Below are 17,562 nucleotides of genomic sequence, written 5' to 3'. Positions count from 1 at the left end.
CATAAATCTAAACGATTGAGGGCCGCAAAGCAACCTCCACATGAATCCCCAAGCAAATTGTCTTATAAATTTCAAACAATACTCCGTCTATAAATGTTTCTCTTGGTCGCCGCTGCCATTGACCCATCGTAGCCCCAGATTCGGCGCGCGTCACGGCGCCTGCAAGCTGGCCAAAACCATCGATAATCATTGGCCCCAAGTATTTGAGTGCCATGGCTTGTGGATAGATCTCAGCGACGCCTGCCACTACAACTCCAAGAACATCAATGGCTCGGCGATTCTCTCGATACGCTCCTGGATGAAGTGCGCCACAGTTGTTGAACATTTGTCCAACTCAGTTGGAGTTCTTTGTATGGATATTTCCTTACATCTGGCCGTTATCTGTAAAACGTAAGTCATTTCGCACCTTCTTTGCGGTTGTCGCGATATCGAAGGAATGAGACAATAGATAAGTTGAATATTTGAATAAATGATATTTTAGATTGTATATTACGTGATATTAAGGCAGCCAGAAGGTCAAGAAAGGCACGGCGAACTCGACCACGTCCCGCGCGCGGCGAAGAAGTGATATCCTCAATGTACAAAAAGGTGGCGCTATTGGATGGTTTCCAGCTTAGGTGACGCAATCAGACGAAATGTGTACGATTCATCAGCTGTATGCAACCCAAGGAGGCTTTAGTTGTAAAATAGAATTTATAAACGTTTTTATATTAGGTTCGATGAAGTTCTGGGCGTCATTTTTTCCTAAGCATCGCAGCCGCACTCCCTGAAGTACAACGCACCTTCGCCCGTTCAGGAAGTTGAAAAAACAATCGAATTTCGAGAAACAGAGTGAGGACGGGGCAACCAATCGTAGAAAGGCGTAGCTAAGCAAATGCTCCCCTTGCGCGGTTTATTCGTCAGAGACCCAATGGGACAGCTTGTGCGGTAGCGCCCGCCCACATTGTTTGATGACGAGCGGGGTGTTGGCGCGTGTTGGGCGTACTCATCAAAAGATAAATGATTTCAACGATGATGGTACGCCCTAGGGGAGTCGAACCCCTCTTTACAGAATGAGAATCTGTCGTCCTAACCGATAGACGAAGGGCGCGTGTCGCGAGCTTTAAAATAGGAGGTTCGCGAAAACTTACAAGTTGGCGCAGCCACGCGGATGGACGAAGCCCGCCGAGGGATCGACGGGCTTGATTGTCATGCAATATGTAAGTTTTAGGCGGCTTTCGTCAGCGCGACGTCGAAGTTGGCTTCGGTCAGCGAACGCACTTCATCGAGGGTGACGCCGTCGGCCAGTTCGATCAGGGTCATCCTGGGTTCGCCGCGGCGCTCGATCTGAAAGACTGCAAGGTCTGTTATGACAAGGTCGACGACGCGGCGGCCGGTCAGCGGCAGGTTGCATTCCTTCAGAAGCTTCGGCTCGCCTTTGGCGCTGTGCTCCATGAGCACGACGACGCGTTTCACGCCGCTGACGAGATCCATCGCTCCACCCATGCCCTTGGCCATCTTGCCGGGGATCATCCAGTTGGCGAGGTCGCCGTTCTCGGCCACCTGCATCGCTCCCAGGATCGACAGGTTGATGTGGCCGCCGCGGATCATCGCGAAGCTGTCGGCGCTGGAGAAATAGCTTGTGATCGGCAGCTCGGTAATCGTCTGCTTACCGGCATTGATAAGGTCGGCGTCCTCTTCCCCCTCATAGGGAAAGGGACCCATGCCGAGCATGCCGTTTTCGCTCTGCAGCTTGACGTCGATATCAGGCGGGATGTGGTTGGCGACGAGCGTCGGAATGCCGATGCCGAGATTGACGTAAAAGCCGTCTCTCAATTCGCGGGCGGCGCGGGCCGCCATCTGGTCGCGAGTCCAAGCCATTATCTTGCCTCCCCATTGCTAGCCGGCCTGCTGCGCGTGGTGCGCTGTTCAATATGTTTTGCCGGATTGGCGACATGCAGCAGCCGCGTCACGTAGATGCCGGGCGTGTGGATATGATCGGGATCGATTTCGCCCGCCGCGACGAGGTTCTCCACCTGGGCGACGGTCACCTTGGCGGCCGTTGCCATCATCGGATTGAAGTTGCGCGCGGTCTTGCGGTAGACGAGGTTGCCTTCCGTGTCGGCTTTATGCGCGTGCACGATAGCAAGGTCGGCAAACAGGCTGCGCTCCATCACGTAGTCGTCGCCATCGAAATTGCGCGTTTCCTTGCCTTCGGCAATGATCGTGCCAAAGCCGGTACGGGTGAAGAAGGCGGGAATGCCGGCGCCGCCGGCGCGAATGCGCTCGGCAAGCGTTCCCTGCGGATTGAATTCGAGCTCCAGTGCGCCCGTCAGGAACTGTTCGGCAAAGAGCTTGTTTTCGCCGACATAGGACGAGATCATCTTCCTGATCTGGCGGGTTTCAAGCAGCTTGCCGAGCCCGATGCCGTCCACGCCGGCATTGTTCGAAATCACGGTCAGTCCCTTCACGCCCGAGAGCCGGATGCCCTCGATCAGCTCCTCCGGAATGCCGCAAAGGCCGAAGCCCCCGCTCATGATCGTCATGTCGTCTCGCAGAAGCCCTGCGAGGCTTTCGACAGCGGTCGAATAGACCTTTCCCACGGCTATCTCCTCCATCCGTGCACAATCTCAATGACCCGAGCCTACGAGCAGGATTGCCCGTGAGCGGAGTCGTATTTATACTGCATTTGACGATATTTGGGGCACGGTATGACGCCTGAAACGCAGTTTCCTCTAACGGACATGCCCGTGCCGCTCGTTTTCGCCACGCACCGCATCATCCGCGACTGCAACTCCGCCTTTGCCGACCTTTTCGGTTTTCACCGGCAGGAACTGATCGATCGCAGCTTCTCCAGGCTTTATCCCGGACTTGCCGACTTCGTGCGCACCGGCGAGCTCTGGTCCAACCATATGGCGGGCGGGAAGATCTATTATGACGAACGCATCATGGCGACGGCGGAGGGCAAGCGCTTCTGGTGCAAGGTCAATGGGCGCAGTCGCAATCTGTCCGATCCCTTCGCGGAGGCAATCTATTGCTTCCAGCCTCTGAATAGGCCTCTTGCCGATGCGGCAAACCGCCTGACGGGCCGGCAACGGCAGATCCTCACCATGATCGCCCAGGGGAAAACCAGTGCTGACGTCGCCGATGAGCTGAAGCTGTCGCGCCGCACCGTCGAGGCCCACCGCGCCCGCATCATGCGCTCCGCCGGTCTCAAGAATGCCGCCGAACTCGTGGCCTGGTTTTCGACGGAGATCGAGTAAGCCGTTGCGGGGAGACGACAGTCTGTCGGGTCGCTAAAGCGCTCTCTCCATAAAGATGGTTATAGGCTGCAGCCTCGTAGGAACCGATCGGAACGGGTCGCTTCTTTTGAAGCCAAAGGCCTCGTACATGGCGATGGCGCCGCTCATGAACGCGACCGTCTCTAGACGCACGCTTGCGTATCCGTCGCGGCGCATCGCGGCCAGACAAGCGCTCATCAAGCCTTTGGCAACGCCTCTGCCGCGCGCTTCCGGCTGAACAAACATCTTCTGCAATTCCGCAATGCCGTCGGATGACTTCGAATAGCCGGCGCAGCCAGCGGCATGGTCTTCGAGACGCGCCAGGAAGAAGCCGGCAGCGCGCTGGCTGAACTTTCGCATTAGCTTCTCGGGCGTATCCCCGTAGACATATTCCATCAACTCGCTGTCCTTCACTCCGAACCTGCGAGACTGCTCGGCATCCCATTTGCCCATGGCGTCGATGAGCGTGTTTGCGATTTCGAAATCGGCAAGGGAGCCTATGGCGCGGATCTTCATCGGCTTGTCCTCCTCCTCGGGTTGAGCCGTGTTCCGTCTTCAAATGCTTTATCAGACGTTCGCTTAGACCTTGAAAAAGGCAAGAGCGCGGGGTCTGCGCGCGGACATCACCCAATCTTGCGTCCGTATGCTCCGTCCAATAAATTGGCGTGATGGCTAAGGAGGTCCTCTTCGTTCAAGGAGCCGGCGAGGGCGCCCACGATCGGTGGGACAGCGAACTCGTGGCGAGCCTCAAGCGCGAACTCGGCGACGGCTATGTTGTCCGCTATCCCCGGATGCCCAGCGAGGACGATGCCAGCTACGCAGCCTGGAAGGCAGCGCTGGTAAGCGAATTCAACTCACTAGAGGAAGACGCAATTCTCGTCGGCCATTCGCTCGGCGGGACTATCCTGATCCATGCGCTTGCCGAGCAGCGGCAGAAGCCAACGTTCGGCGGCCTGTTCGTCATCGCTGCTCCCTTCATCGGTGAAGGCGGATGGGCAAGCGACGACATCGACGGTCGCAACGACGTCTCGGCAGGTTTTCCGCCTGGCGTTCCCGTCTATTTCTATCATGGCGCGGACGACGACGTGGTGCCGACCACCCATGTTCATCTCTATTCGAAAGCCATTCCGCATGCCGTGGTCCGCACGTTCGAACACAGGGATCACCAGTTCAACAATGACATGAGCGACGTCGCGCGCGACATTCGTTCGGTGGGGTAGCCTCAGCGCGGCCTCGCGACCCCCTGGCTTAGGGCACGTGCTCCATGATGATCTGCGTGTGCAGCATCGGCGCCTCGCTTCCGAAATAGGTTTTGAGGAGCGGCAGAAAATCGTCCGACAAGTAGAAGTCGGTCAACGCACGATCGACCAGCAGGCGGAAGTCGGCGTCGTTGCGCTTGACGGCGATCGCGTACGGTTCATGGGTGAACAGGCGGTCGCCGACCTCGAGTGACGTCGGTTTATGCGCTCGCTTTGCCAAATTCATCAGCAGTACCTGATCGGCGAAATAGGCGTCGATCTTATGGTCCTCCAGCGCCTTGAGCCCGTCATCGTGCGTTTCGAAATCTGCAATCCGCGTTTTCGACATTTCGATGCTGCCAGCCTCGCGCAAGATTGCGGCCGTCGTCGTGTTTGCGCGCACGCCGATGACGCTGGTCGATGCGAGGTGCTGGCTGACGGCGCGAACAGCGGGCTTGTCGAGGAAGAGGGATTGCAGGTAGTCGGGAGAATCCTTGCGCAGCAGCGCGCTCGCTCCCGTCAGGAATATCGGCTGCGAGAAGTCGACGATCTCCCGCCTCTCCAGATTGACGGTGATCGCACCGCAAAGCAGGTCGACCTGACCGTCTTTGACGGCATCGAAGCCGTTGGCGAGCGTAAGTTCAACAAATTCGCGCTTCAACTGCGGAACGAGATGATCGATTTCATCGGCGACTTTTCCGCAGAGGTCGATCGCATATCCCGTCGGTTTTGCGTCCGCCTTGCTGGATGAGAACGGCGCCTCGCCGACGATGTAGCCGATGCGTAGCGTTCCCCGCTCAGGCAGCGTGTCGAGCGTCCCGGCGCTCGCTGCGCCAAGCGACATGCAAACGGACAGAGCCGTCGCCAGCAACCAGCTCATTCGCCTGAAGATTTGCATGCGGGGCTGCGGCACCGGCATATCCTAGTCTCCGGAAAGCAGATGAATATTAGGTTGAGCGCAGATTATGGTCTCGCCGCCATTTGTCAATCGCAGACACCGCCGCGACACCGGTCGTTGAACCGCCTGACGGAGGCGGGTTTGTTGGGGGTCAGAATTTGCGGCGCATCGCCTGGGCAGGCGCGACGAGCGCGCCGTCCGCTCCGATCTCAAGCCCTCGAGCGGGACGCGCTGCTCGCCTTTGCCTATCGTCGCAGACGTTGCAGCGCTTCGGCCACGCCCATCCCAGCCATTATCACCTGATCCGCTTAGCCGCCGGTTCAGGCACCAGTTCGCCGTTCAGGCGGCGGTCGAGATAGTCTTCGCACTCGCCAAGCAGGGTTTCGGTCTGGCCGCTGAAGAAATGGTTGGCTCCGGTGACGATCTTGTGGGTGATCAGAATGCCCTTCTGCGTCTTCAGTTTCTCAACGAGACCGTTCACGTCCTTCTCCGGCGCTACCTTGTCGGCGTCGCCGTTGATGATGAGGCCGGAGGACGGGCAGGGGGCGAGGAAGGAGAAGTCGTAGATGTTCGGCTGCGGCGCGATCGACATGAAGCCTTCGATTTCCGGGCGACGCATCAGCAGCTGCATGCCGATCCAGGCGCCGAAGGAGTAGCCGGCAACCCAACAGCTCTTCGAATCGGGATGCAGGCTCTGTACCCAGTCGAGCGCCGAGGCGGCGTCCGAGAGCTCGCCGGCGCCATGGTCGAATTCGCCCTGGCTGCGTCCGATGGACCTGAAGTTGAAGCGCAGCGTCGTGAAGCCGCGTTTCTGGAACATGTAGAAGAGCTGGTAGACGACCTGGTTGTTCATCGTGCCGCCGAACTGCGGGTGCGGATGCAGGATGATGGCGATCGGCGCGCTCTTTTCCTTGGAGGGCTGGTAACGGCCTTCAAGGCGGCCTGCTGGGCCGTTGAAAATGACTTCGGGCATCTGAACTCCGGTTCTTATTTTTCTGCGCTCATCCCGGCGCAATGCAGCAAGTTGACTTGACGAATGCGCTCATCTTTTCTAGAACGCAGTTTAGAACGGTTCGAAAAATGGCATGGCCGTCTACGCATCGTGGAACGTGTCATAAGGCATGGCCGACGGAAATTTCAAGAAAAATGAGCCGCGCTCCTCCAGCGGCGCAATTGGGCAGGAAAAGGTCATGGCGGTAGCGCGCCTTTATCTGGATTGGAATGCGACCACGCCGCTGCATCCCGCGGCGCGCGAGGCCGTGTTGCGCGCGCTCGACCTCTTCGGAAATCCGAATTCCGTGCATGGCGAGGGCCGCGCCGCGCGTGCCGCGATCGAGAATGCGCGGCGCCAGGTAGCAAGTCTCGTCCACACCGAGCCGGCGCATGTGGTCTTCACCAGTGGCGCGACCGAGGCCGCGAACATGGTGCTGACACCGGACTTCCGCATGGGTCGGACGCCGCTCAAAATAGGCCATCTCTACGTCTCGGCGATCGAGCATCCGGCAGTGCGCGAGGGCGGCCGTTTCGGCAAGGCCGACGTGAGCGAGATCCCGGTGACGGCCGAGGGCACGACCGATCTTTCGGCGCTCGGTGCTCTGCTTGCCGCCCACGACAGGGATAGCGGCCTGCCGATGGTGGCGATCATGCTCGTCAACAACGAGACGGGCATCGTCCAGCCGGTGCGCGAGGCCGCTGAGATCGTCGCGGCGCATGGCGGTATCTTGGTCGTCGACGCCGTCCAGGCGGCCGGGAAGCTGCCGCTGGACATCAACGAGATCGGCGCGGACTTTCTGATCGTCTCTTCCCACAAGATCGGCGGACCGAAGGGCGCAGGCGCTCTCATTTCGCGTGGCGAAGCCCTGATGCCGAAGCCGCTGGTTCATGGCGGCGGACAGGAGAAGGGTCATCGGTCAGGAACCGAGAACGTAGCCTGCCTCGCGGGCTTCGGAGCGGCGGCTGTCGCCGCTGTTGCCGACCTCGCCGAGCGCACCGCTAACGCTGCCGCCCTGCGGCAGCGGCTGGAAAATGGCATGCGGGCGGCAGCGCCGGATGTGATCATCCATGGCGCTGAAGCGATGCGGATTGCGAATACCTGCTTTTTCACTCTGCCGGGGCTCAAATCCGAAACCGGACAGATTGCGTTTGATATTGAAGGCGTAGCGTTGTCCGCGGGATCCGCCTGTTCCTCCGGGAAAGTTGGAGAAAGTCACGTTTTGACGGCAATGGGCCAGGATCCGAAGCTTGGGGCGCTGAGGATCTCGGTTGGTTTTTCGACCACGGAAGAAGAGATCGACCGTGCGCTCGCCGTCTTTGAAAAAATTGCCGGCCGGCGTAAGTCGGCGGGCGAGGCGGCGTGAGCGCCGTTAAATCGAAGAGAAGCAATTTTCTACTTGCCAATTGGGATGAAAAGTCCCCTTTGGCCCACTACATACGGGGTAAACTAAAGTTTGCTTACCGTTGACAAGCTGCCGGACCTTGTATCCGGCGAGATTGGAGAACGACATGGCCGCGGTTCAGGAAACGATCGATCAGGTGCGCCTGATCGATGTGGACCAATACAAGTATGGATTTGAAACCATCATCGAAATGGACAAGGCACCCAAGGGCCTGTCCGAAGACATCATCCGCTTCATTTCCGCCAAGAAGCAGGAGCCGGAATGGATGCTGGAATGGCGTCTCGGCGCCTATCGCCGCTGGCTGACGCTGGAAGAGCCGACATGGGCTCGCGTCGATTACCCAAAGATCGATTTCAACGAGATCTACTTTTACGCCGCGCCGAAGAGCACGCCAGGGCCGAAGTCGCTTGACGAGGTCGATCCGGAAATCCTGAAGGTCTACGAAAAACTCGGCATTCCCTTGAAAGAGCAGGAATTGCTTGCCGGGGTCGAAAAGAAGATCGCCGTCGATGCGGTTTTCGACTCGGTTTCCGTCGTCACCACCTTCAAGGCAGAGCTAAAGAAGGCCGGCGTGATCTTCATGTCGATCTCCGAGGCCATCCGCGAGCATCCCGATCTCGTGCAGAAATATCTAGGCACCGTCGTTCCGACCACCGACAACTACTATGCGACACTGAATTCGGCCGTCTTTACCGATGGCTCCTTCGTCTTCGTGCCGAAGGGCGTGCGCTGCCCGATGGAGCTGTCCACCTACTTCCGCATCAACGAGAAGAACACCGGCCAGTTCGAACGGACGCTGATCATCGCTGAAGAAGGCGCCTACGTCTCCTATCTGGAAGGCTGCACCGCGCCACAGCGTGACGAGAACCAGCTTCATGCCGCCGTGGTCGAACTGGTGGCGCTGGACGATGCCGAAATCAAGTATTCCACCGTCCAGAACTGGTATCCGGGCGACAAGGAAGGCAGGGGCGGCATCTACAACTTCGTAACTAAGCGCGGCGATTGCCGTGGCGCTCGCTCGAAGATCTCCTGGACGCAGGTCGAGACCGGCTCCGCGATCACCTGGAAGTATCCGTCCTGCATCCTGCGCGGCGACGATAGCCGTGGCGAGTTCTACTCGATCGCCGTCTCCAATGGCCATCAGCAGATCGACAGCGGCACGAAGATGATCCACCTCGGCAAGAATACGTCGAGCCGCATCGTCTCCAAGGGCATCGCCGCCGGCGTCTCGCAGAATACCTATCGCGGCCAGGTCTCGGCCCACCGCAAGGCGTCGAACGCGCGCAACTTCACGCAGTGCGATTCGCTGCTGATCGGCGACAAGTGCGGCGCGCATACCGTGCCCTACATCGAGGCGAAGAACTCGACCGTGCATTTCGAGCACGAGGCCACGACCTCGAAGATATCGGAGGACCAGCTGTTCTACTGCCTGCAGCGCGGCATCCCGACCGAAGCGGCAATCGCCCTGATCGTCAACGGCTTCGTCAAGGAAGTCCTCCAGGAGCTACCGATGGAATTCGCGGTCGAAGCGCAAAAGCTGATCAGCATTTCGCTGGAAGGCAGTGTCGGCTAAGCCCGTCAGAACGTTGGAGAACCAGCAAGTGAGCGTCCAGGCCGTCAGCGCCAATTTCGGAGAATATGCCAACGAGCAGGATGCTCTGTCGGCTATTGTCGCGCGCTTGGCAGCGGCTCTGGACCCGCAGGCGATATGGCTGTTTGGCAGTCGAGCAACGGGTAATGCCAGACCGGACAGTGATTTCGATCTGCTCGTTCTGGCAAAGCGGAACGGCGCATTCGGCTGCGACGACTACGAACTGGTAGACGCACCGTTACGTGGAACTGGGATCGGCACTGATGTCGTTCCGTGCGATCTGGAGGTGTTCGAAGCGAGCTTGGGTTTGAAGACATCGTTCGTCCGCCAAATCGTAGATCGCGGTCGTCTCATTTATGGTGAGATGCCGCCGTGACGCCAGAGGAACTGCAAAGGCTGAGGGTCGGTTCGTTTCTCCAACTTGCTACGGAAGAGTTGGAAGTGGCGAAGGAGATCCGCGAAAAACACCGTCGCCAGGCGGCGTATTTTCTACAGCAATGCGTAGAGAAGCTGCTTCGAGGCGTTTTGGAAGTCGAATCCGTGCCGGCCGGGCCGATGCATAACATTCGTGGCCTGACGGACTTGCTTCCCAAAGGTCATCCGCTGAGAGAGCGCTTTCTCGAGCTTGACGAACTCTCACCGGCGGCCACGCGATACCGCTATCCCAGCCCGCGCGGGACGGTGGCCGATTTTGACGAGCGGCGGCTGATCGTGCTGCTTCCGAAGGTTGAGGCGCTGATGACCGAGGCGAGTGATCTGATGCAAGCTTTCACGCGCAAGCGATGAAACGAAAAGTTCCGGATTTGGCCTGCCCGAATGCAGGCCGTCAAACAGATTGGAAATAACGCAGGCTTCGCTGCCTGCACGATGAACAGGAAGAACGAAATGCTTGAAATCAAGAACCTGCACGCCCGCATCGCCGAAGATGGCACCGAGATCATCCGCGGCCTGAACCTTACCGTGAAGGCCGGCGAAGTCGCTGCCATCATGGGCCCAAACGGCTCGGGCAAGTCGACGCTCTCCTACGTGCTTTCCGGCCGCGAAGACTATGAGGTCACGGAAGGCGATATTCTGTATAACGGCGAGAGCATTCTCGAACTGGACGCCGCCGAACGCGCTGCCAAGGGCATTTTCCTCGCCTTCCAGTATCCGGTCGAAATTCCGGGCGTTGCCACCCTGCAGTTCCTGAAGGTGGCCATGAACGAGCAGCGCAAGGCGCGTGGCGAAGACGAGCTGACGACGCCGGATTTCCTGCGTCGCGTCAAGGAAGCCGCGGCCAAGCTGCAGATCGATTTCGACATGCTGAAGCGCCCGCTCAACGTCGGCTTCTCCGGCGGCGAGAAGAAGCGCGCCGAGATCCTGCAGATGGCGCTGTTGCAGCCGCAGCTCTGCGTGCTCGATGAAACGGATTCGGGCCTCGACATCGACGCACTGAAGATCGTCGCCGACGGCGTCAACGCGCTGCGTTCGCCGGACCGCGCCGTGGTCGTCATCACGCACTACCAGCGCCTGCTCGACTACATCGTCCCTGACAGCGTTCACGTGCTCTACAAGGGTCAGGTGATCAAGTCGGGCGACAAGACGCTCGCGCATGAACTCGAAGCCAACGGCTACGCCGATATCATCGATACCGCAGCCTGATCGGGCGGAAAGGACGACGTGTCTATGAACATGCAGACCACCCCCCGTCTGACCGCTGCGGAAACCGCGCTGGTTCAGGCCTATAACGATCAGTTGGGCGAGCTGCCCGGCGACGGCGACGTGCTCGCCGCGCGCGACCGGCTGCTGGACGACCTGAAAACCGCGGGCCTGCCGACGCGCCGCGTCGAGGCATGGCACTACACCGACTTGAAAAGCCTGTTGCGGAGCGTACCCGTCGATGCCGGCCACGGCACGGTCGAAGCGCTGGAACCGCTCGTGGGCGGTTCCACGGTTCTGTCCGTTCTTCAGGGCGTGTCCGAGGCGAAGACGGCTCGCGACGAAGCAGTCGCGATCGGCCGCTACGCCGACGCCCTTCGCGACGGCACCGCCGCCTCGGCGCTGACGGCGCTTGGGAGCGACGATACGATCGGCCGCATCAACGGCAGCTTCGTCCGCGATGGCTATGTCGTTGCGATCGCTGAAGGCGCCGAACTTGCCGCGCCCGTCGAAATCCAGCTCGTTCATGCCGGCGGCCAGGTCCATACCCGGCTGCCCGCCAACTTCGGCGCCGGATCCAAGGCGACGGTCATCGAACGTCACTATGCGGTGACGGACGCTGTCGCCCTGGTGTCTTCGGTCGGTGACATCACGATCGGCGAGGGCGCCGACGTGACCTGGATCATCCTGCAGCAGCAGGGTGGCGAGGACACGCATCTTGGCCAGATCCGCGTCAATCTCGAAAAAGACGCGAAGCTGAAGCTCTTCGTCATCAACGCCGGCGGCAAGCTCGTGCGGCAGGAGTTCCAGATTGCCGTCACCGGCGAGGGCGCCGATCTCAAGGTGCGCGGCATCAACCTGCTCGGTGGCGATACGCATACCGACGTGACGCTGGTGCTCGGCCACAACGTGCCGCACACGACCTCGACGGAAATCGTTCGCAACGTGGTGTTCGACCGCGCGCGCGGCGTCTTTCAGGGTATGATCCGGGTAGCCCCGGATGCCCAGAAGACCGACGCGCGCATGGCTTGCAACACGCTGCTGATGTCCGATGATGCCGAGTTCTCCGTAAAGCCGGAACTCGAGATTTTTGCCGACGACGTCCAGTGCGGCCATGGCGCCACCGTTGCCGATATCGACGACAACCATCTCTACTACCTGATGGCGCGCGGTATCCCGAAGAGCAAGGCGCGCGCGATGCTGGTGAACGCATTCGTCGCCGAGATCGTTGAGGAACTGGAAGACGAAGCTTTGGTCGAGGCGCTGGAAAACATCGTCTCGGCCTGGCTCGAGAAGCACGCCTGATTGGATCGGATGCAATGGACAAGATAATGCCGGCGAGAAGCTACGACGTAGAAGCCATTCGGCGGGATTTCCCGATCCTGTCGAAGACGGTCTATGGCAAGCCGCTGGTCTATCTCGACAATGGCGCCTCCGCACAGAAGCCGCAGGTGGTGATCGACGCGGTCTCGCACGCCTATTCAAGCGAATATGCGAATGTGCACCGCGGCCTGCATTTCCTCTCCAATGCGGCCACCGAGGCCTATGAGGCGTCGCGCGAAAAGGTGCGCCGTTTTCTGAATGCCCCTTCGGTCGATGACATCGTTTTCACCAAGTCCTCGACAGAGGCGATCAATACCGTCGCCTATGGCTGGGGCATGCCGAACATCGGTGAGGGCGACGAGATCGTCGTTTCGATCATGGAGCATCACTCCAACATCGTGCCCTGGCATTTCATCCGCGAGCGGCAGGGTGCCAAGCTGGTCTGGGTACCGGTCGACGACGAGGGCGCCTTCCATATCGGGGACTTCGAAAAGAGCCTGACCGAGCGCACCAAGCTCGTCGCGATCACCCATATGTCGAACGCGCTCGGCACCGTCGTCCCGGTCAAGGAAATTTGCCGCATCGCCCATGAGCGCGGCATTCCGGTGCTGATCGACGGCAGCCAGGGCGCCGTGCACATGCCCGTCGACGTCCAGGACATCGATTGCGACTGGTACGTCATGACCGGCCACAAGCTCTACGGCCCGTCCGGCATCGGTGTTCTCTACGGCAAAAAGGACCGGCTGCGCGAGATGCGACCGTTCCAGGGCGGCGGCGAGATGATCTTCGATGTCACGGAAGACAACGTCACCTACAACGACCCGCCGCACCGTTTCGAAGCCGGCACTCCGCCGATCGTACAGGCGATCGGCCTCGGCTACGCGCTCGACTACATGGAAAAGATCGGCCGCGACGCGATCGCCCGGCACGAGGCGGATCTCGCGGCCTATGCCGCCGAGCGCCTGAGGGCGATCAATTCGCTCAAGGTCTTCGGCAACGCGCCCGGCAAGGGCGGCATCTTCTCTTTCGAATTGGCCGGCATTCACGCGCACGACGTGTCCATGGTGATCGACCGCAGGGGTATCGCGGTGCGAGCCGGCACGCATTGCGCGCAGCCGCTCTTGAAACGCTTCGGCGTCACCTCCACATGCCGGGCATCGTTCGGCCTTTACAATACCCGCGCCGAGGTCGATGCCTTGGCCGACGCGCTGGAATATGCGCGCAACTTCTTTGCCTAAAGCGCGGCGCGATCTTTCAGGCTCGCTTGCCGCGCTTTGGTTGTTTGATGAACGCATGTCTTCGTCCGAAACCGGTGCTCAACTTCGGGAGACATGCTCTAAGGAGTGTCCTTGATGAGTTTGGACGTAAGCGAACAAAAAACCGACGTGCGCGAAGGCATCGTCCATTCCAGCATTCCGGCCGACGAGCTGGCGCGGCTGAGCGACGACGTCATTTCCGCGCTGAAGACTGTCTACGATCCTGAAATTCCGGCCGACATCTTCGAACTCGGCCTCATCTACAAGATCGACATCGAAGACGACCGCATGGTGAAGATCGTCATGACGCTTACCGCACCCGGCTGCCCGGTGGCCGGCGAAATGCCCGGCTGGGTGGAGAACGCCATCGGCGCCGTCGAAGGCGTGTCAGGCGTCGAAGTCGAAATGACCTTCGACCCGCCGTGGACGCCGGACCGCATGTCGGAAGAGGCGCAGGTGTCGATAGGCTGGTATTGACGGTGGACGCGTGCCCAGGGTTTTCGATCAGGCGGCGGTCTTATCTGTCGGGATGATGGGAGCAAGGCCAATGCCCAGAGCTTTCATGACCTTCATGATTGTCGCGAACTCGGGGTTGCCTTCCCCGCTCAGTGCCTTGTAGAGCGCGGAGCGGCTCATGCCGGTCTCGCGCGACAATTCAGTCATGTTTCTCGCTCTTGCGACAACTCCGAGGCTTTTGGCGATGAATGCAGGATCCTGGGTCTCGAAGGCCGCCGCCATGAATTCTTCGACTGCCTCATCGCTGTCGAGAACTTCCGCTGCGTCGAACGGTAGGGTTTCGATAGTCACGATTGCAACTCCTTCCATTCTCTCGCTAGGCGCTTTGCCATTGCGATATCCTTCTGTTGCTTACTCTTGTCACCACCGCACAGAAGCACGATCACCATTTGCCCATGCCGAATGAAGTAGACTCTGTAGCCCTGGCCATAATCAATGCGAATCTCGCTCACAGCCTCGCCAACCGGTTTCACGTCACCCAAATTGCCGGCCTCAACGCGCAGAAGGCGGGAGGCGATCCGTGCAGCAGCGCGGCGGTCGTTCAGCTGAGAAAGCCAGTCGATGAAATGCTTTGTACGATATATTTTAAACACGTCAAAAAATGTACTCCATGGAGCACACATGTCAACGGCCGGGCGCTTTAGCTAAGATTCGGGTATTGAAGCAAGCAGCTTTGCCTCTTAAATTGAACCAAAGCGCCGGATCTTGACCCCGGTTGCGACAGGAGAACGAGCCCATGGGCTTTGCAGTGATGAGCATGACGCAGGCGGCCGCGGCGCGGGTGAAGGCGATCGTGGAGAATTCCGGCGAGGACGCCATCGGCATTCGCGTCGGCATCAAGAAGGGCGGCTGCGCCGGGATGGAGTATACCATCGATCTCGTCAAGGAGCCGAACCCGAAGGACGATCTGATCGAGCGCGACGGCGCCAGCGTCTGGGTGGACCCTTCCGCCATACTCTATCTGCTCGGAACGGAAATGGGCTTCGAGGCGACGACGTTGCGGTCCGGCTTCACCTTCACCAATCCGAACCAGACCTCGGCCTGCGGCTGCGGCGAATCCGTCGAGCTGAAGCCCGCTGACCTCGCGGCTCTAGCCGCGCGCGGCGACGCCGTCGTGCCCGCCACCTGAGACCGAGTTAACGCGCCATGATCATGGCCGCCCGTTCCGCGGATCGTGATGCTTTGCTTCCCGGAGAATGCCTGAATAAGATGCCGCTGCTGCTGTTCATCAAGGCTGCGCTGCTCGGCGTCGTCATCACCGCGCCGGTTGGCCCGGTCGGCACGCTCTGCATCAACAGGTCGATCGAGCACGGGTTCTGGGCAGGTTTCTCCGGCGGGCTCGGCACGGCGCTTGGAGATGCGAGCTACGCGCTGGTCGCGGTTGCGGGGCTGGTCGCCTTCTCCAGTGCGGTCACCGGCGCGGCCGTGCCGCTGGCGCTTGTCGGCGGGCTGGTGTTTTGCTGGATCGGCTATCGCGGACTGAGGCGCGGCCAACCCGAAGCGGCTCGGATCGGCGCAAGCGATTTCCTGCGCACGACCATATCGACGTTTGTGCTCACCATTTCCAACCCTGCGGCGATCCTCTCCTTCGGGGCGCTGTTCGCCGCGTTCGGCTTGAGCGGCGACACCCACCGCTTCGGCCCGGCCATAATCGTCGTCGGCGTCTTTTCAGGATCGCTCGCCTGGTGGCTGTTCCTCAGCGGCGCCGTCAGCCTCGCTAGGGATCGCCTTTCCGTGAATTTCACCGCCAAGGTCCGACGCGCGACCAACTACATGCTGATCCTTTTCGGCGTCGGCGCCTTCGGCTCGGCCGCCTGGTCGTGCATGGCTTAAGCGCCGCAGTCGGTTCAGGCGGGAGCATCATTCGAATGCTCTGGCGGCGCGAGAGGTTTGCCGCTACCCATATTAGCGCAGAAGCATGGGCGAACATGGCAAGCATCAGGAGGCTAGTCGAATGAACCGGGTTCCAGCCACGAATTGGGCGGGAAGTTTTCACTACGGCTTTCGCGACGGGCTGTTTCCGGCCTCGCTGGAACAGGTCGCAGAGGCCGTGTCGGTTGCCCGTTCGGTGAAGGTGCTCGGCTCGCGCCACTCCTTCAACGGCATTGTCGACGGCACGCTTGCGATGATGCTGACCGATCTGCCGGCCGATCCGGCGCTGGAGACGGGCGGCGCACAGGTCTCGATCGGCGCGCACGCGACCTACGGCGAGCTTGCGCTCTTCCTCGCGCGGCACCGGCTCGCGATCCACAATCTCGCCTCCCTGCCGCACATCTCGATCGCCGGCGCCATCGCCACGGCGACGCACGGCTCCGGCGACCGCCTGGGTAACCTCGCGACGGCTGTCGCCGCACTCGAACTCGTGGCGGGTGACGGCAGCATCGTCAGGGCCAAGCGCGGCGATCCCGACTTTGCCGGCATGGTCGTGCATCTCGGCGCGCTTGGCGTCGTCACGCGCGTGACGCTGGACGTCCAACCCGAATTCGAGGTGGCGCAGACGATCTATGAAGGCCTGAGTTGGGCAAACCTCCTCGACCATTTCGATGAGATCACGTCCGCGGGCTACAGCGTCAGCGTCTTTACCCAATGGGGCGATCAGGCGGGCTCGGTCTGGATCAAACAAGCCGTATCTTCAGGAGCCTCGCCGGCCGGCGACGGGCCGGCGGAATTCCACGGGGCCAAACGCGCCACCCTCAAGCGGCATCCGATCATCGGGCTCGACGCCGAAAACGTCACGGAACAGTTCGGCGTTGCCGGGCGCTGGTCCGACAGGCTGCCGCATTTCCGGATGGGCTTCACGCCAAGCAACGGCGAGGAGATCCAGTCGGAACTGCATGTGCCGCGCCGCCACGCAAAAGCGGCGATCGAAGTGCTGCTCTCGATTGCGGAAAAATTCCGCCCCCTGCTGCAGACAGGCGAACTGCGCACCGTCGCCGCCGACGATCTCTGGCTGAGCCCGCAATATGGGCGAGACACGCTGTCCTTCCACTTCACCTGGGTAAGAGATCAAGCGGCCGTCGATGCCGCGACCGCCGAGATCGAGGCGGCGCTTGCTCCCTACGAGGCGCTGCCGCACTGGGGCAAGGTATTTGCGGGCCGTGGTCTCGGCGCGCGCTACGCGAAGTTCCCCGATTTCGCGCGGCTCAGGGAGCGGCTGGACCCGAGCGGCAAGTTTTCGAACCCATGGCTGGAAGAGAAGGTGTTCGGTTCGAACGCGACGTAAGCGCTGGGGCAATTCCAGGACAAGTGTGACGCGGTTTTCCGCCCGGAATTGCGTAAAAACAAACAGATAGAACATTTGCGTGTTTCGAAGCACAGTACACGACAGTGTATCGGCGGGCGGCGCGATATGATGGAATGGAGGATTCTTCAGCAAAAGGATCCTTCGATGACCACCAGCCTTCGCACCGCCCTGATGAGTTGTTTAGCGCCGCATTTGGGTTTGA

Annotated in this window: 21 protein-coding genes and 1 tRNA gene; 13 read left to right on the top strand and 9 right to left on the bottom strand. The window is 60.2% G+C overall.

From position 1 onward, the window contains the following. Window positions 1-7: 7 nt before the first annotated feature. From AB4048_RS22285 to AB4048_RS22270, 4 genes are all read right to left on the bottom strand, one after another. Entirely contained in the window at window positions 8-325 is a 318-nt protein-coding gene (locus tag AB4048_RS22285) for a hypothetical protein (protein ID WP_442204171.1), read from the bottom strand. A 690-nt stretch (window positions 326-1,015) separates the two neighbouring features. After that, window positions 1,016-1,090: transfer RNA gene (locus tag AB4048_RS22280), tRNA-Glu, on the bottom strand. Window positions 1,091-1,206: 116 nt separating this feature from the next. Continuing rightward, window positions 1,207-1,860 carry a CoA transferase subunit B gene (locus AB4048_RS22275; RefSeq protein ID WP_442204170.1) on the bottom strand — a complete coding sequence of 218 codons (654 nt, stop codon included), beginning with the start codon at window positions 1,858-1,860 and terminating at the stop codon, window positions 1,207-1,209. Continuing rightward, window positions 1,860-2,597: a CoA transferase subunit A gene (locus tag AB4048_RS22270; RefSeq protein WP_442204169.1), complete on the bottom strand. Its 738-nt coding sequence runs from the start codon at window positions 2,595-2,597 to the stop codon at window positions 1,860-1,862. Before AB4048_RS22270 ends, AB4048_RS22275 begins: the two co-directional genes overlap by 1 nt. A 93-nt stretch (window positions 2,598-2,690) precedes the next feature. Between AB4048_RS22270 and AB4048_RS22265 the strand changes: the two genes are divergently transcribed. Next, a complete protein-coding gene (locus AB4048_RS22265) occupies window positions 2,691-3,242 on the top strand; it encodes a PAS and helix-turn-helix domain-containing protein (RefSeq protein WP_442204168.1) in 552 nt (183 codons plus the stop codon). A gap of 33 nt (window positions 3,243-3,275) precedes the next feature. Here the strand turns inward: AB4048_RS22265 and AB4048_RS22260 are convergent, their stop codons facing one another. Continuing rightward, the gene (locus AB4048_RS22260) at window positions 3,276-3,776 is read right to left on the bottom strand and encodes a GNAT family N-acetyltransferase (RefSeq protein WP_442204167.1); all 501 of its coding nucleotides are present in this window, start codon (window positions 3,774-3,776) and stop codon (window positions 3,276-3,278) included. 152 nt (window positions 3,777-3,928) lie between these two features. Between AB4048_RS22260 and AB4048_RS22255 the strand changes: the two genes are divergently transcribed. After that, window positions 3,929-4,480, top strand: a complete 552-nt coding sequence (locus AB4048_RS22255; RefSeq protein WP_442204166.1) for an alpha/beta fold hydrolase — start codon at window positions 3,929-3,931, stop codon at window positions 4,478-4,480. 28 nt (window positions 4,481-4,508) lie between these two features. On the opposite strand, the gene AB4048_RS22250 is transcribed toward AB4048_RS22255, so the two are convergent. Both AB4048_RS22250 and AB4048_RS22245 read right to left on the bottom strand, forming a co-directional pair. Beyond that, a complete protein-coding gene (locus AB4048_RS22250) occupies window positions 4,509-5,378 on the bottom strand; it encodes an amino acid ABC transporter substrate-binding protein (protein ID WP_442204209.1) in 870 nt (289 codons plus the stop codon). 313 nt (window positions 5,379-5,691) lie between these two features. After that, window positions 5,692-6,369, bottom strand: coding sequence for an alpha/beta hydrolase (locus tag AB4048_RS22245; protein ID WP_442204165.1), 678 nt, complete (start codon window positions 6,367-6,369; stop codon window positions 5,692-5,694). Between the two features lie 217 nt (window positions 6,370-6,586). Here AB4048_RS22245 and AB4048_RS22240 point away from each other — a divergent pair, with 217 nt between their 5' ends. From AB4048_RS22240 to AB4048_RS22205, 8 genes are all read left to right on the top strand, one after another. Further along, window positions 6,587-7,753 carry a cysteine desulfurase family protein gene (locus AB4048_RS22240; RefSeq protein WP_442204164.1) on the top strand — a complete coding sequence of 389 codons (1,167 nt, stop codon included), beginning with the start codon at window positions 6,587-6,589 and terminating at the stop codon, window positions 7,751-7,753. Between the two features lie 145 nt (window positions 7,754-7,898). Next, a complete protein-coding gene (sufB, locus tag AB4048_RS22235; RefSeq protein WP_442204163.1) occupies window positions 7,899-9,365 on the top strand; it encodes a Fe-S cluster assembly protein SufB in 1,467 nt (488 codons plus the stop codon). A gap of 28 nt (window positions 9,366-9,393) precedes the next feature. Further along, on the top strand, window positions 9,394-9,759 hold the full coding sequence (locus tag AB4048_RS22230) for a nucleotidyltransferase domain-containing protein (RefSeq protein ID WP_442204162.1): 366 nt from the start codon (window positions 9,394-9,396) through the stop codon (window positions 9,757-9,759). Then, window positions 9,756-10,169, top strand: a complete 414-nt coding sequence (locus AB4048_RS22225; protein WP_442204161.1) for a HEPN domain-containing protein — start codon at window positions 9,756-9,758, stop codon at window positions 10,167-10,169. The genes AB4048_RS22230 and AB4048_RS22225 overlap by 4 nt, the downstream gene beginning before the upstream one ends. Before the next feature lie 99 nt (window positions 10,170-10,268). Continuing rightward, window positions 10,269-11,024, top strand: a complete 756-nt coding sequence (gene sufC / locus AB4048_RS22220; protein ID WP_442204160.1) for a Fe-S cluster assembly ATPase SufC — start codon at window positions 10,269-10,271, stop codon at window positions 11,022-11,024. A 24-nt stretch (window positions 11,025-11,048) separates the two neighbouring features. Next, window positions 11,049-12,326, top strand: coding sequence for a Fe-S cluster assembly protein SufD (sufD, locus tag AB4048_RS22215; protein WP_442204159.1), 1,278 nt, complete (start codon window positions 11,049-11,051; stop codon window positions 12,324-12,326). A gap of 14 nt (window positions 12,327-12,340) precedes the next feature. After that, on the top strand, window positions 12,341-13,582 hold the full coding sequence (locus AB4048_RS22210) for a cysteine desulfurase (protein ID WP_442204158.1): 1,242 nt from the start codon (window positions 12,341-12,343) through the stop codon (window positions 13,580-13,582). 114 nt (window positions 13,583-13,696) lie between these two features. Next, window positions 13,697-14,077: an SUF system Fe-S cluster assembly protein gene (locus AB4048_RS22205; RefSeq protein ID WP_442204157.1), complete on the top strand. Its 381-nt coding sequence runs from the start codon at window positions 13,697-13,699 to the stop codon at window positions 14,075-14,077. 27 nt (window positions 14,078-14,104) lie between these two features. Here AB4048_RS22205 and AB4048_RS22200 read toward each other — a convergent pair whose 3' ends face one another. Both AB4048_RS22200 and AB4048_RS22195 read right to left on the bottom strand, forming a co-directional pair. Then, window positions 14,105-14,407 (bottom strand): addiction module antidote protein, encoded by a 303-nt coding sequence (locus AB4048_RS22200; RefSeq protein ID WP_442204156.1) that lies wholly within the window; start codon window positions 14,405-14,407, stop codon window positions 14,105-14,107. Further along, complete coding sequence (locus AB4048_RS22195) at window positions 14,404-14,709, bottom strand: type II toxin-antitoxin system RelE/ParE family toxin (RefSeq protein WP_442204155.1); 306 nt, start codon at window positions 14,707-14,709, stop codon at window positions 14,404-14,406. The genes AB4048_RS22200 and AB4048_RS22195 overlap by 4 nt, the downstream gene beginning before the upstream one ends. A gap of 143 nt (window positions 14,710-14,852) precedes the next feature. Between AB4048_RS22195 and sufA the strand changes: the two genes are divergently transcribed. From sufA to AB4048_RS22180, 3 genes are all read left to right on the top strand, one after another. After that, window positions 14,853-15,245 (top strand): Fe-S cluster assembly scaffold SufA, encoded by a 393-nt coding sequence (sufA, locus tag AB4048_RS22190; protein ID WP_442204154.1) that lies wholly within the window; start codon window positions 14,853-14,855, stop codon window positions 15,243-15,245. 23 nt (window positions 15,246-15,268) lie between these two features. After that, window positions 15,269-15,949 carry a LysE family translocator gene (locus tag AB4048_RS22185; RefSeq protein WP_442204153.1) on the top strand — a complete coding sequence of 227 codons (681 nt, stop codon included), beginning with the start codon at window positions 15,269-15,271 and terminating at the stop codon, window positions 15,947-15,949. 121 nt (window positions 15,950-16,070) lie between these two features. Next, the gene (locus AB4048_RS22180) at window positions 16,071-17,339 is read left to right on the top strand and encodes a D-arabinono-1,4-lactone oxidase (protein ID WP_442204152.1); all 1,269 of its coding nucleotides are present in this window, start codon (window positions 16,071-16,073) and stop codon (window positions 17,337-17,339) included. Window positions 17,340-17,562 lie beyond the last annotated feature (223 nt).

Origin of the sequence: Rhizobium sp. RAF56 (genome assembly GCF_052113965.1) — a bacterium.
In the GTDB taxonomy this organism is placed as follows: domain Bacteria; phylum Pseudomonadota; class Alphaproteobacteria; order Rhizobiales; family Rhizobiaceae; genus Rhizobium.
The sequence above is the reverse complement of the archived record's forward strand: the minus strand, read 5'-3'. Positions and strand labels throughout refer to the sequence as shown.